The organism is Nostoc sp. ATCC 53789, from assembly GCF_009873495.1.
In the GTDB taxonomy this organism is placed as follows: Bacteria; Cyanobacteriota; Cyanobacteriia; order Cyanobacteriales; family Nostocaceae; genus Nostoc; species Nostoc muscorum_A.
On sequence record NZ_CP046705.1, the window covers coordinates 98217 to 113694 of the forward strand.

The 15478-nt window shown below is 39.6% G+C and carries 6 protein-coding genes and 1 pseudogene; 3 read left to right on the forward strand and 4 right to left on the reverse strand.

The annotated features are described in order from the left end of the window. Positions 1-34 precede the first annotated feature (34 nt). Positions 35-2583, forward strand: a pseudogene (locus GJB62_RS32185) (filamentous hemagglutinin N-terminal domain-containing protein). Beyond that, positions 2576-5065: a CHAT domain-containing protein gene (locus tag GJB62_RS32190; RefSeq protein WP_245246296.1), complete on the forward strand. Its 2490-nt coding sequence runs from the start codon at positions 2576-2578 to the stop codon at positions 5063-5065. Before GJB62_RS32185 ends, GJB62_RS32190 begins: the two are co-directional and overlap by 8 nt. On the opposite strand, the gene GJB62_RS32195 is transcribed toward GJB62_RS32190, so the two are convergent. Genes GJB62_RS32195 through GJB62_RS32205 form a run of 3 tightly spaced genes read right to left on the reverse strand, consistent with a single transcriptional unit; the run spans position 5026 to position 9427 of the window. After that, on the reverse strand, positions 5026-6030 hold the full coding sequence (locus GJB62_RS32195) for a tetratricopeptide repeat protein (RefSeq protein WP_245246297.1): 1005 nt from the start codon (positions 6028-6030) through the stop codon (positions 5026-5028). The two genes, GJB62_RS32190 and GJB62_RS32195, sit on opposite strands and share 40 nt — an antisense overlap. A gap of 36 nt (positions 6031-6066) precedes the next feature. Beyond that, on the reverse strand, positions 6067-7992 hold the full coding sequence (locus GJB62_RS32200; protein ID WP_114085053.1) for a serine/threonine-protein kinase: 1926 nt from the start codon (positions 7990-7992) through the stop codon (positions 6067-6069). A gap of 22 nt (positions 7993-8014) precedes the next feature. Continuing rightward, entirely contained in the window at positions 8015-9427 is a 1413-nt protein-coding gene (locus tag GJB62_RS32205) for an NB-ARC domain-containing protein (protein ID WP_114085052.1), read from the reverse strand. A gap of 1163 nt (positions 9428-10590) precedes the next feature. Here GJB62_RS32205 and GJB62_RS32210 point away from each other — a divergent pair. Continuing rightward, positions 10591-14229 carry a plasmid replication protein, CyRepA1 family gene (locus GJB62_RS32210; protein ID WP_245246298.1) on the forward strand — a complete coding sequence of 1213 codons (3639 nt, stop codon included), beginning with the start codon at positions 10591-10593 and terminating at the stop codon, positions 14227-14229. A gap of 106 nt (positions 14230-14335) precedes the next feature. Here the strand turns inward: GJB62_RS32210 and GJB62_RS32215 are convergent, their stop codons facing one another. Continuing rightward, on the reverse strand, positions 14336-15265 hold the full coding sequence (locus GJB62_RS32215) for a tyrosine-type recombinase/integrase (RefSeq protein ID WP_114085050.1): 930 nt from the start codon (positions 15263-15265) through the stop codon (positions 14336-14338). Between the last annotated feature and the right edge of the window lie 213 nt (positions 15266-15478).

The following is a 15478-nucleotide window of genomic DNA, read 5'->3' on the forward strand; positions in this document are numbered from 1 at the left end:
ATACAGCTTCACTAAACTTATACAAGTAAGTACAATGGCTTGCTTGTTGACTTCTGAAGTAGTAAAAGCACAAATTATCCCAGACTCAACTCTACCCATCAATTCCAGGATTATTATTGATGGTGATATTAGTATTATCAATGGAGGAACTAAAGCAGGTAGCAATCTCTTCCATAGCTTTGACCAGTTTTCTATTCCCACTGGGAGCGCAGCTTACTTCAACAATGGGGGAGACATTCAAAACATTGTTAGTCGAGTAACAGTAAGTCTGTTTCTAACATTGATGGATTACTTCGAGCTAATGGTGCAGCTAATTTTTTTCTGATTAATCCCAATGGTATTATTTTTGGTTCCAATGCCAGCTTGAACATTGGTGGTTCTTTTTTAGCAAGTACAGCGAGTAGCTTGAAATTTGCTAATGAAACGGAGTTTAGTACGATTGAGACTCAAACTACTCCTCTTTTAACTGTAAGCGCACCCATAGGTTTGAACTTAGAAAGCAATAGTGGTGAGATCCGTGTACAAGGTTCAGGTCATACTTTGGGTCTTTCTTCCTTGTTTTCACCCATTTCAAAGGCAGGTGCTAGCGACAATGGTCTGCGGGTTTTACCGCAGAAAACCTTAGCCTTGATAGGGGGTAACATTGCTTTAGAAGGAGGCAATTTGACAGCACCAGGAGGGCGGGTAGAACTTGGTAGCGTTGGTAATGGAATAGTTACCTTAAATCCGACAACTTCTGGTTGGGTATTCGGATATGCAGGATTAGAAAACTTTCAAAATATCGAATTGTCTAAACGAGCATTGGTAGATGCTAGCGGCTCTGGGAATAGTGCCGTTCAACTAGTAGGAAAACAAATTTTTCTGACTGAAGGATCGGTTGCGTTGATTCAAAATCAAGACACTCAAGCCGGAAGTGGTATAAGTATACAGGCTTCAAATTTACTTCAATTAAGCGGTACCTCTACGGATGGAATGATCCCTAGTGGAATTGAAATAGAAACTTTGGGAGAAAGTGTAGGTGATGTTGTAGTTTCAACTAAGCGTTTGAGCTTTGAAGATGGAGCAGCTATAAATAGCAAGACGTTTACACAAGCAAGCGCTAGCAACATACTTCTTAATGCTTCTGAATCTATAGAAATCAAAGGATTTTCCTTTATTAACCCTACCACTGCTAGCATTGCTAGTGGCGTTGGTTCATATACTTTTAGTGCTGGTACAAGTGGAAATATCACAATTAATACAGGTCAATTAACTGCTTTAAATGGAGGTACTATAACGTCTGGAACTTTTGGTACTGGTACAGGTGGGGAATTGCTCATTAATGCAGCTCGTGGTGTTGAATTGAGTGGGTTTAATCCTATTCTTTCTTCCCCAAGTCAAGTAGCTGTAGGAGCTTATAAAACTGGAAATTCCGGGAATTTGAAAATTATCTCGCCTGAAATTATATTAGACAACGGAGGTATTATTGCTTCTTATACTTTTTCTAGCGGTAATGCTGGAGATATCACAATTGAAGCCCCTAATTTGATCAGTATTACAACACCTGTCAATACAAAAGATTTCTCTTATGAATTTCTATCTGGAATATCGTCATACGCAGTATCTCCCCCTGTTTTAATACAACAGGTTTTAGGACTATCTTCAAAGGTAAGTGGAGCAGCTAGAAGTATAAAAATAAAAACTGAACGATTATCTCTATCTAAAGGTTCAATTACCGTAAGTAATTTAGGTACTGGTACGGCAGGTAAGGTAGATATTGATGCAAATATAGTTTCTATGAAGAATAATTCTTCCATTAGTGCTGCAACCGCATTGGCAGACGGAGGAAATATTTTTATACAGGCAAGTCAAGTGCAATTAGTTGACAGCATTATCAGTGCTAGTGCCAGTAATTCGCAGGTGGCTTATCGTCTTTTAGGTATCGACTTTCCCTACAGCTTTGTCCCAACTGGTAGTGGCAACGGCGGCAATATTAATATAAACACAATTTTCCTAATTGGTTCAGAGAATAGCAGCATCTCAGCGAATGCATTTGAGGGGCGTGGTGGTAATATTAACATTGATACTCTTGGATTCTTTTTCTCTCCCAATAGCTTTATCACCGCAACTTCGCAATTGGGAATTGATGGTACAGTTCAAATTGATTTGACGAATAGAGATCCTATCGGTGGTACTATAGCAATTCCAAAAATCATTCAAGAATCTCATAAAATAGCATCAGGCTGTGCTGCACAATCAGCACAGTCAAGTTTAGTAAAAAATATATTAACTATACGTAGTAGTAATAGTCCACCGCCTGACTCTGATGAGCAGCTATATAGCCAGCCTTTTTTAGAAAGCGATTCTGTCTCATTTGAACTTGATAAACTTCCGCATGAATCACAGTCGTCCATAACAAAAGAAACTGCAAAAATTGTGGAAGCTGAGGGTTGGATAATAGATTCTAAAGGCAACATCGAATTAGTCGCAACAATACCTAATCAACTACGCCATAATAGCTTTTTGGCTACTAACCCTTGTTCTTCAGTTGGTTCTGCAACAAGAATATTCCCATCAGTAAAAGTGCAGCAAAGCAGTGATTAAATGGAAATATTGTATAAAATATGCTCTTTTGGGCATTATAGCTTTTTCAATAATTCTGAGCCAATCATCTCTGTCATTAGCTCAATCCACTAGTAAAGAAATACATCTACAACAAGCTGAAGTACTAATCCAAAGAGGTAAAAAACAATTACATCAAGATAAGCCAACAGAAGCTCTGAAAAGTTGGCGAGAAGCAGTGAAACTTTACCGCCAACAAAACAACTTTGAGGGCATTACAAAAAGCTTAGTTTATCAAAATTTTGCTCTAAATAAATTAGGTTTGTACTCTCAAGCTTGTACAACCCTTTTGGAAGCTTTGAAGTTGGACGCTTGGATCTGTAACCCAACAATATTAGAATCATCTGAATCAATAAATAAACAGATAAAAACACTAATTCATCAGATAAATCCAACGCCAGTAAATCTCATTGGATTACAGAGTTTAGGAGAAGTATTGCGCCTGACTGAAAAATTAAGCGAATCTGAAGCAGTTCTAGAAGAGTTGTTATTACTCGTTCAGCAAATACCTTCAAATAACGATAGCGATATCATATTATCTTTAGGTAATACGAAACAGTCTATCTATAAACGAGCCCGAAGTGAGTATAAGTGGATAGAGGAACCAGTTTTTAGAGACACAATCATAAATCTTATTCCTCAGAAGGCACAAGAATCATTTAAAACATATCAATTACTGGAGAGCAAGGAAAACTCTTCATTAGGTATAAAACTTCAAGCTCAGTTAAACCACTTAAGCTTATTGTTGGACTTTGACGAATGGCTAAAAGATAAATCTAAGCTAGGAGATCCCTACACAAAAGTTGATCAGGATATCCAACCTTTAGTAAAGCTAATACTACAAAATCCCTCAGCATTTTCTCAATTATCAGATGAGCAATCTATTCAAGCTAGATTAAAACTTGCTAATAGCCTCAGCAAGATTCCAGACAAATTGTTGCATTCAATAGCTATTCAGTATACACTATCTGCCTTAGAAATAGCTAAAAATATTAGCAGTAAACGATTACAATCTAAAAGTTTAGGAACTTTGGGTAAGCTAAATCCAGAGGAATCACAAACATATTTTAAAAAAGCTTTGGGTTTAGCTCAGTCAATTAATGATGTGGATGTTCTCTATGAATGGCAACAGCAATTAGGGGATTTATATCAGAAAAAAGGTAAAACTGAAGCAGCTATCCAAGCTTATGGTGCGGCTATTGACAGTATTACGCAAATTCGCAGCAATCTCTTGTCTAGCAATTTAGATTCACAGTTTTTCTTTTACGAAAAAGTAGAGCCTGTATATCGCAATTACATGCGACTACTAGCAGCAAGTCCTTCTCCTAATTTAGAGTTAATACGCCAAACTTACGAACAACTTCAAGTAGTAGAGTTAGAGGATTATCTCAAATGCGGTAAACTCGACCTTGTTGCTTTAAATAAAATTCAAAACTTGAATGACACCCCAGCAATAATTCACATTATTGATTTGAACGATAGCATAGAAGTAATTGTTCAATCTCCAAGCGGCTCCCCTCATCACCACTCCGTTGATTCAAAATTAGTTAAACCTCATGTCAACACCTTGTTAGAAATTCTACAAGATGAAAAACTCCTTTATACTAAGCAAAATATAATTACTTCACATTATCAAGTGCTATATAAAGAGTTAATTGAACCTTTAAAAAAATATTTGCCTGACTCCGGTACATTAATATTTATTTTAGATAAAACTTTTCAAAGTCTGCCCATGAACTTGCTACATGACGGGAAAGATTATTTGGTGAAGCGTTATAGCTTTTCAGAAACTTTGGGTTCTAGAGTCCGAATTCCTAAGCCTTTACGACAAGATCAGATGAAAGCTTTCATCGCTGCTCTGTCTATACCCAGTCCCAGCTTGACAGATTCAAATGCTCCTCCAGGAGCAGAAGCTTTGCCCCAAGCAAAACAAGAAGCAGAAGATGTCAGAAAACTAACCAATTCTTCACTTATTTTATTAGATAAAGAATTTACTAGTTCTCACTTTAGGCAAAGAATAAGTGAAGAAAATTTTCCTATTGTTCACATTAGTACTCATGGACAATTTAGCTCTAAACTTATACGTACAGGATTTTTAGCTTATGATCGACAAATTAATATTAGAGAGTTTGACAGCTTATTAAGAAATAAAACTCAAACTAGCTCCGATATAATTGAGTTGCTAGTTTTAAGCGCCTGTCAAACCGCTAAGGGTAATAAAAGATCAGCTTTAGGAATTGCTGGAGTTGCAGTACAAGCAGGAGCAAGAAGTACAGTAGCAACCTTATGGTTAGTAGAAGCAAACTCCACTGTTGAACTGATGGAAGAATTTTACAAAGGATTAAGAAAAGGTTTAACTAAAGCAGAGGCGTTAAGACAGGCGCAATTAGCATTAATGAAAAATCCTAAATATGCTCATCCTTACTACTGGGCACCCTTTTTAATCGTTGGTAGCTGGTTATAAAAATCTATTATTTTTAACCCCTCTTCTACTTTTTTAAACTCAGATGAATTGTTACTTTTTTTCGCTAATTCAGATGCTGTCAAATATTGGCGTTTAGCTTCGTCTGGTAAACCTGCTTCAAAATAGCGCTCACCTAATACCCTATAAATGGTCGGATTTTTACTACCTGCCGTGACTGCCTTATTTAATATTTCAAGGCTTTCATCCAATAAACCTCTAAATGCATATACAGCATCTATGTCAAGAACAGCTTCATCTTCAGGTAAATCTAGAGAATTGATTTGCTTTACTATATCTAAAACCAGTTTAATTTCTTGCTCAGAAAATAAGTTTACTACAAACGAATCCGCAGTGGGAGCAGAATCTTTTCTATAAGCAATAATAGAGATATTGAATGCTTGATCAAATACTAATTCTTTTTCTTTTGGAGGGTAAGTAATTCTATTTTCATCTACAGTTTTTTCCCATTCAAACTCATACCCTTTTACTCTCACTTTATAAGAAGTAGCACCTGGAACAGAACGCCAAGCTATGTCTGGTCGAGTTTTCATTAATGAACTGGTATAAGGATAAATAATTGTAGGCTTATCCTCTTCTCCTGTTCCACCTTTTCGAATTAAGCACACATGTATGTTACTTGGATTGCAACTAGAGCTAGACGTATCAGTTATTGTACATTTATCAGAAGGAATAGCTCCACTTGATAAATCTAAAATATTTCCTGAACTCAGGCATAAGAATTTTACATAACCACCATTCAAAACTTCTAATCGCTCTCCTTGACAAACCAAACTTCCTGGCTCAAAATGTTTGTCTCCTTTATTCATTACTCTTCCGAGTGCCGGGTTACAGCGAACCTGATTTCTTCTTACTCTTGTAAGAGGTACACTGCCCAGAAGTGGCACATCTTTAATCAGAAGGATACTTAAGCAGGACAATACAATAATTTTTGTACTAATTCTCACTTTCTCTTGCTATTTATATCACTTGTTAGCAGATTATCACTTTTTTAGAATACGATCTAGTAAATCTTCTCTCCACATAATAACTTCGGGCAGACCAGATTTGCCTAAAATACACGCTGCTATAGAAATTCTAGCATCATCATTTTTACCTAAAGCTTCTTGTATTTGAGATAATAGGCAGTAAGCATCTATTCTTTGACCATCTAAATCAATCGCTTTTTCCAAATATTTTTGGGACTCGCTCAATCTATTTTGCATTAATCTTGCCCAGCCCAAATCTTTGTAGAACGAAGCTTGTAACTCCCTATTCTCAGTTTTAGTTAAACCTTGTAAAGCTAAAGTAACAGCAGTATTATAATCACCACTTTTATTCTTCAATCTTGATAAAGCTGCAACAGCAAATACAGCTTCACTACTACTTTTAATAGCTAGTTTATATTGCTTCTCAGCTAAATCATATTTACCTTGTCCATCATAAAAAAAACCTAACCCGTAGTGTGATTCCCATTTATTTGGCTTTAACCTAAAAATCGTTTCATAAGTATTACTCACGCAATTATAGTCTTGCAATTGCTGACACACTACTGCTAAATTGCTATAGGCAACATCATCTTTAGGATTATATTTAATGGCTAGCTCATAGTTATTCCTAGCAAGATAAGGATCGTCCTTGTTGCGAAATCCTAGATCAGTATAGAAACTGGAGATTGAATAAGTCAAATTAGCTTGGTATTTAATTGCTATCTTAAAATTATTTTCAGCATCAAGCAATTTGTTTTCTTTGTGAGCTTTCTTACCTTGTTCTAAAAAATAATCTGCTACTATAGGGGATAGTTGAGAATTTAAGTTAATCGCTGTTTGAAAATTTTCTTTAGCATCTATAAAACGATTTTCTTTTTGAGCTTTTTTAGCTTGATTTAGATAATAATTAGCTATAAAAGGGAGTGATACATAGAACAACCCAGTAAAAGTTAAAGCCGCTAAAACAACTGCACCCAACTGAAATGATCTCGATGTGATTACACGATGAAGTTTTGATTTAAATGGTAATTCCTCCAAACGCTGCAAAAGAGCTTGTGTAGATAGTGGACGCTTCGCTGGTGCCGGAGACATCAAATCATCTAGCAAATCTGCAAAGGGTTTTTCAATGTGTCGTGCTTTGTTTCTCCAGATAAGTCTTGTTGTATTTGGGTCTGTTGGCAGGTCGAGTACATGAATTCCAGTTACTAAATATGCTAGCGTTCGCCCTAAGGCATAGAAATCTGATTGTGGTACTGCTTGCCCGTTGATTTGTTCTAGGGGAGTAAAGCCAGCCGTTACAAGTACTGTAACTTCATGCTGACCAAGCCCCATATCATTTCCCCCACTCCCACTAACTTTCGCTAGATATGTACGAGTTACTTCTCGAACTGCACCAAAATCAATTAAACCTAACTGTCCATCAGGTTGAATAATTATATTAGAAGGTTTAATGTCTCTATGAAAAAAACCACTCCGGTGTACTTCATCAAGAATTTTTACTATTTGTGTAAGCCAATCCACAGCTAAAGCTTGAGATATCATTCCGTTAGCTTCCACCCATTGTTCTAAATTCAGTCCATCAAATTTCTGCATCACCAAGCAATGCAAATCTATATAACTATTGTTTGGTGTAACAGTGAATAAATCGTCTATAACTCTAGGAATACCAGGATGATCAAATAACTGCAATGTCAGTGTTTCTCGCTCCAGCAAGCTGATTTCCTTAGGTCTTTGCGATCGTAACACCTTCATAACTTTACGAGTGCCTTTATCATCCACTACTTCAAAAATTTCTGTCCTGTAACGGAAGTCTAAAGGGCGTAATGGCTTAATTAACCGAAACCTCTGGTCAATTAGCAGTTCGGTTCCGCAATTAAGGCATCTTTCACTATCGTCAGGATTCTGCCGCTGTTTACACTTAGGATTGATACAATAACTCACACGTTTAAGTTATTAGAAATGATTAAGCTGATTTAAAATCATAAACTACATTTTGAACTAATTTTAAAGCATAGGTGCAAACATACTTTACAACTTGAGGCTCTAAACTCAATAGTACTTCTTTACTATCATTTCTTTCTTGCTCAATTAAAGAACGTTCATATAAAGCCTCTATAGCTTCAAGTACTTCTGAGGTCGTTACCTCACATTTTTGTCTATTTTTAAAATTTTTAAGCAATTCGCTTAGTGTAATTGAATTTACAGACTCTTGAGCTAGCTCTTCTGTTAAATAGAACATGATCCGTTTCTCTAAAATAGTTAAACGACCTTTCTCTTCAAATAATTCATCTAAGCTCTCTTGGAGTATATCTGTCATCAATACAGTTTGAAAATCTAAAAAATCCTTTACACTTCCACAAAAAAATCTTTGAATCTTTTCAGCTAGCATTTTTAAAGATAAAGGATTTCCACGATAAGTTTGAATTAAATCTCCCCATTTATCCTCATTAGTCAACCCGTACAAACGAAAAATCTCTAAAGCTTCCTTTCCCAACCCTTCAAGTTTTACCGTCCTAACTGGTTGTCCTTTTTTTTGTAGACGATTAAAATCAATAAATGGTTCACGACTGGTTAGCAGTAAACAACTTTGATGCTGTTCCTCTATGATTCTATTAAAGAACGTGCCATACTCTGCATACTGCCTGCCGTAGGCATTGGAATCGGTATTTCTGTCTCCCTGTAATAACGACTCTGCTGAGTCGAGAATCACTAAACAACGATGTGAACGCAGGTAGTCAAACAATTTAGATGTCCTAGCTTGGATGGATTCTGGTAAATTTAGCTCCTGATTTTCTGAATAAGCCAAAATTCTAAGCAGGTCAGCAACTAAATCTGTAAGTAACGGACTATATGAAACTGACTTCCAAATAAAATTATTAAATTCATACGACCCCATACGCAAAGTTTGAACCAATTTAGCAACTAAAGCACTTTTACCGACTCCTGCCGTCCCTACAATTGCTACACAACGTTCCTGAGCTATCAATTCTTTTAACATCGCTAGTTCAGGAGTTCGTCCATAAAAATTAGATGTGTCAGGCAAATTTCCTGAAAGTATAGGTACACCAGCAGCAGCTTCATTCCATTTTGCTGGTTCCTTGTCAGCTAGTAATATTTGTTTTTCTACAATGCCCCGCAGTCGTTTCTTGGTGACTTTTTCTCCACTCCCTAATATCCCTGTTAATAGTACCCACAATTTAGGTGCTACACGCCTCTGCAAAAGATTAATATCATAGAGACTGTTCTCTGCTATGTCCTTATAATCCAGATCAAGCCAAGCTGATCTAAGCACAATTTTTTCTGGTTCCTCTAGCCACCTCCCTTGTTTCGCAAACACTAAGTCATCTATGGCTTGGATAGCTTCTTTAGCATTCACCTTTTATTAAGCTCCTTTGAGTCCTGTTTTATCTTAATTTCACTAAAAAAAGTACATACTTTTTAGCAGACGCTCCTCTAAAAAGCTTACATAGTCTACTATCTCCTACTTACATATTTTAGTCTTCACAAGTCTTAACAATTAGAGTTGTTATTGTATCGTGATACTGCTATTCTAATTCAAGTACGTACTCTATTAAGAAAAGTTCTAGTAGATTACTAAAGCTAATATAATTAGCGGAGGATTAAAAACAACACTTAAAGCCAAAAACAACTTTAAGTAGTCTAAGTAAGCGATGCTTAAGATATCAGATCACTTTTCAGTTTTCTTAAAGTGTAAAAGCTTTGAGAGCTAGGATAAACAAGCTAATGAAATGAAGGGAAATATGAAAGTGAAAGCGTCAAAAAATCTAAAGGACAAAGCGCCACTAAGGAGTAGGCGCTTTGTCTGTTCGTAAAATCCATCGTTTTTCTTAGAGCGGGGTTGATCTCGAAGGAACAAAAAAAGTTTTCGTTGAAGTTTGCCGACCGAGACGACTACTAAATTTGTCCGAGAGTATAATCCGCGCTGCCAGATCCATTATAGGGTCTACCGCTTGGAAAGTCCATTCCTTGTGGTCTATTTTGGTTGTCGAAATTCATAAGTTTTTGTAAAGTTAAGTTCGATGAAGAAAAATTGCGAATTTTGTAGCTAAAAGATGTAGCAGCGCGAATAACAGTTATCAGTTACCAGTTATCAATTGGAATTTACAGTCCTTGATAACTGTTGACTGTTGACTGATAACTGATGCAACCCCCTCTGAACTTGTAAACCGAGTTATCAGGGGAAAATATAGTGATAAATAAAGAACGCCCCAAGAGCGCAGTAGTAGAGCGCATGGGGTCGAGTGCAGCTTTCGCATGGCAATTTTGTGCTGTGACGAAGGGAAATTTTCGGCATATCCAGGCTAGTAGTCTGGCAAGTCAACTTTGCATGGTGGTTAGCAGAGGGGCAGAGGGGCTCTTGGGCAGAGGGGAAAGAACTTATATAAGCCTCTCCTCTGCTCCCCTGCTCCTCTGCACAAGCGCCGACCTCCACCCAGCAATTTTGGGTTGGCGAACTGCTAGACCTTGGGTTTCGCAGCTTGAAAGAGTTCTCTCCAAGGAATTCCGAGGGGAGAACCGATGAACCATACCCCGAATATTACGGGGTCAAGGTTAAAGGGAAAAGGGAAAAGGGATGGGGAAGAGTTAACAAATTCTTCCTCCCCTTCCCCTTTGCCCCTTACCCTTGACCCAGGCGCAGCCTCTCCAACTGAATACCCAAACAACCTCACGGCTGCGGAGTACCATGAGTTGTTAGCTGGTAGCGCCATTCATCCGGCGTTGATTAAGCGCAACTTTTTCCATGTAGAGGGAGAATCAGTTTATGATTACCTGTTCATATCTGATAAAATCCCACGCAAGAATGCAGGGCGAGTCACCGATGGATACTTAAAGCTGTATCAGCACCTATTACTGGGTGGGACGTGGATTCAGTCACTTGACCCATTCAAGAACTGGCAACCGATGGAGTGGGGAAGGATCAAGCCCAACTTTCCTCGCATTGATTGGCAAAAAGGGAAACCCGTCAAATACGAGTCACCCCCCAAAACTCCCAACCGTGTTACCTACTTCGATGTCGCTAACCCCATCTGGGACAAAGTTGCAAAACGCTATTTAATTAAGCGCTATCATTCACTTTTAGCATTGCGCTTGCTGGATCAACTCAATCCATTAATATTTTGGGAGTGGATAAAGCAGCACCCAGAGATTCCGATTATCTTATGCGAGGGTGAGAAGAAAGCCGCTTGCTTGCTTAGTTTAGGGTTTGTAGCGATCGCACTCCCTGGAATTTGGAACGGGCGCGTGGGCAAACAAGATTTTGATGAACGGTTGCATCCTGACTTAGTACCAATGGCTCAGGCGGGGCGCAAGTTCATAATTCTTTTTGACTACGAAACTTCTTCTAAAACCAGGTGGTCGGTGTTTCAAGCCACTGTTCGCACTGCAAAAGCAATCGAATCGGCAGGTTGCTTTTGTGAAGTTGCATTACTGCCGGGGCCAGAAAAAGGTGTTGATGATTTCGTGGTTGGTCGCGGTGAAGATGCTAACGCTCTACTGACCGCAATCATCGATGATGCCAAATCACTTGCTGATTACAAGCGCTCGTATCGGGCTAAAAAATGGGGACTAAGTAAGTACAAACCAGATGTCACTATTAATGTCAAGTATCTCTCTGAAGCTTTGTGCATTCCTGAACTTGAAGAAAAATGCTTGAGAGTACCTGAGCTTTATGAGCTTGAAAAGGAACAACTTTTCACGTCATCTATAAAAGGACATCCTCCAAACAAGGAGTCTACGGATTCTAGCGGAGTTGATTCATCCAAATCGAAGAAATCCCCTAGCTTCAATTTCCCAAAATCAGGACTAGTCGTACTCTGGAGCGACATGGGCACTGGTAAAACTGAACTTATGCGCTGGTGGCGTGACCAAAACCCCGACGCGCGGTTCCTCAACAATGGACATCGGGTTAACTTGTTGAAAAATCTTGCCGAACGCTTGCGGACGGCGATGTATTCAGACTTGGGTTACACAGGTTTAGCCCAGGCCCAAGCCCTTAGTATTACTATTGACAGCTTGCATAAGCTGAATACCCAGTCTCTCACCTACGGTTGCATATTTATAGATGAAGCCTGCCAATACCTTACCCACCTGCTGCACAGTAATACTTGCAAACAACATCGCGCCGCCATTTTGGAGGTACTGGAATATATAGTATACAATGCGCCACTGGTCGTCATCGCTGATGCACACATGGACGATTTAACGGTAAACTTCTTCCGCTCCATGCGACCACTCGGTGAAGTACCTTACATCATTAAAAACGAGTGGCGAAACGGTTCACGCACAATTTATTGGTACGAGGGGGATAATTCTAGCGCTCTAGTCGCCCAAATCTCGGCAGCGCTGATGCTTGGAGAAAAAGTTATGGTTGCCAGCGACAGTAAGCGTTTTATCAAAAAACTCGACAAATCCTTTACTATCAAATACGAAAAGATGGGGGAAAAGGTTAAAGGGGAAGGGGAAAAGGAAGAATTAACAGATTCCTCCACCCTTTCCCCCTTACCCCTTACCCCTTGCCCGGCCCGTAGGGCTTCATGGCGTATCTGGTCTGTTCACTCTGACAATTCTGGCAGCGATGAAAATGTTGCTTTCATCAAAGATATCACCAACGCCGTCAAAAACTTTGATGCCTTATTCGCCTCTCCCAGTCTCGGTACTGGTGTCGATATTTCTGAGTATCATTTTGATTTAGTGTTCGGTGTGTTTCACGGCGTAAGCCAGACAGCTACTGAGTGTGCCCAGCAACTGTACCGTTATCGTCCAAAAGTCCCGTTTCATATTTGGGTGGCCCCGCGTCCTCCCTTTGGTTACAAGGATACAAACGCATCCAAGATTAAAGAGCGCTTGCTCCAAACCAATGAAATGACAGCTTTTCTGTTGCGGATTGACCGTCAAACAGGCTTAAGGGGCGCAGAGAAAGATTGGGCCTTAGATGCCTATTGTCAAATTATGGCCAACCGCCACTATTCTCTAAATAATCTGCGCGATGATTTGCGATCGCTCCTCACCGAAATGGGCAATACATTTATATGTGTGGGCAGTGATGATGACGACCAATCTCTTGAAAGTCTAAAAGCAGCAGCACAAGCTTTGGATAGTGCCCACAATTCGGCTGTTGCCAAGGCTAAGAATATTACTTTGAGCGAGTACCGTGCCCGTCAGAGCAAAGATTACCTTGACCCTAATGAAATTTTTGAATGCGAAAAGTTCCGCATTTCTGATTCTTACGGCATCGAAGTAACCGAATCACTCGTAGAAATGGATAAAGGTGGTCGCTTAATTAGAGCAATTGCTGGACTTGAAGCAATTTTAGCCCCACCCGAAGAATCAATTGCTGACCCCAAAACTGGGCAAAGTTATCCTACGCCACCAACAATTGTCACCCAAAAAGACCGCACCGAACGTGACAATCTACCTTTGTGCATCGACTGGGGTAATTACTCCGCACGGTGGCTTGCTAGATTTAACCTGGGATTGCATCAAATTCTCACTTCTTTAATGAAGGGTGATGAAGTTACTGCCGACGATTCCACCTTACTCAAGATGACGGCGATCGCTAAAAACTGCGCTGCTCACGTCAAAGCAATTCTTGGGTTTATTATTCCCAGTGACTGTAAACCTATTTGGTTGCTGGCCACAATGCTAGAGCAGCTGGGGCTAAAGTTGACTTTCCGCAAGCAAGGTAAACGGGGTCAACAGGTGAAACTTTTCTCTTTATCTAAAGAGGAATTAGAATTTGCAATGCATGTAATTGCTCATCGCGTGGAAAAGCGTAATCAAAAAGAAAATCGAACCTATTATCTTCCCCAAACCCCTGCGGCGTATAGTGTAAACCCCAATCAGCAGCCCGTATCCACCCCCCCCCTTGATGCTATAGGGAACTCCCATTGCCAAGGGGAGGATACTACCGAATTTGAGTCGCCTCCGACAGATCGGATTACGCTACTCCACTGCGTAGAAATACTTCGCTCTGGTATTAAGCAAGGGGTTGACGTGATTAAAGGCATCCTTAAGCGATGGGTTGAGGATTTGCGCTGGGATACGGTGCTGGAACTTGAAGCGATCGCTCCTGATGAATTGCGACTTGTCGAGGCAGCAGTACCGGAATTTTATGAATGGCTCTCCGAAGAAGTGTTGCCTATGGAGGGGGCTGGCTAGAGAAAAATCCCTTTGGCACTTGAAAGCTGTTTTTTGTTTCGTTTCCGGTAGCAATTGATGCCACTGGTTCCAATTTGGGCTGCATTTTCACAAGTCATGCAAAATGTTAAAGATCCATCAAGTTTAAAGCGCTACTGTCATTGGGTCTAGCTTTGAGATAGCGATCGGTGATGGCTAAATTGGCATGACCCAAAGTTTCTTTCACCAATACAGGATTAGTCCCGCGCTCAATGGCGTGAGAACCGTGAGCATGACGTAACCAGTGAGCAGAAACTAGTTCGCTTAATCCAGCTTCTTGTGCAATTGCTTTGACAATCGGGTGCAAGTTTTGACGGTCTAAATGTCCCCCTTTTTGACTTGGAAACACTGCTTGATTGGAGTGAGCCGAAGCTTTGAACTCCATTAATTCCGCCCAAAGCTTTGGCTTGATGAGAATTGTCCGATTTTTGCTGCCCTTGGCTTTTCGCACGTAAACTTGACCACTCTCACCACGGGGTGTCAAATCTCCCCAAGTCAGATCACAGATTTCACTTGCCCGTAACCCTGCCTGATACAGGAGTTTGATAATTAACAAATTTCTTTTGGCTGTGTACTGGCGCTTAGGAGTTTTAGCATCAGTTAAATGCTTAGAAGCTGCTCTTACCAACAATTTAATATCAGCTTCGTCTAAATAGCGTTCGTTGATTACATCCGGCAGTTCACCGAGTTTTAGCGCCATACCCACATTAAAAGGGAGATATCCAATTTTATGACCGAAACTAATTAAGCTTTTAGCTGCGGCAATATATATCCGCTTTGTACTTTCAGCATTGCCCCCAAAACAACTGGCGTATTCTACCAAGTCTTCATAAGTCACTTTTTTGAGAGGTTTGTCCAAAAATTCCAGAAATCGCCTAATGTAGCGTCGGTAAGAGATGATAGATGACTCTGCTTTTCCTTCCAACCACAGCGCAATCAACTTCGCCTCCGCCTGCGCTACTGGCAAGGAAGCGATCGCCTTTCTATGCGCTGTTATGTGGACAAGAGAGAGCGTCATTTTTATTACTCCCTTAATAATCAGACACAAGTGTAGTTTCGTCTGGTTTTATAGTGTCTGATTTTTATTGTCCTTTAAAATGGGCGTTTCAACTCACTCTCAAGCGAATGAAAATTTCTCGATTTTTGCGTATAGTACACCTCTAATACTGAGGAGCGTGACAAACACAATACTGTTATGCAATTGTTCAGCAGGGTATTTATTTTGAAAAGC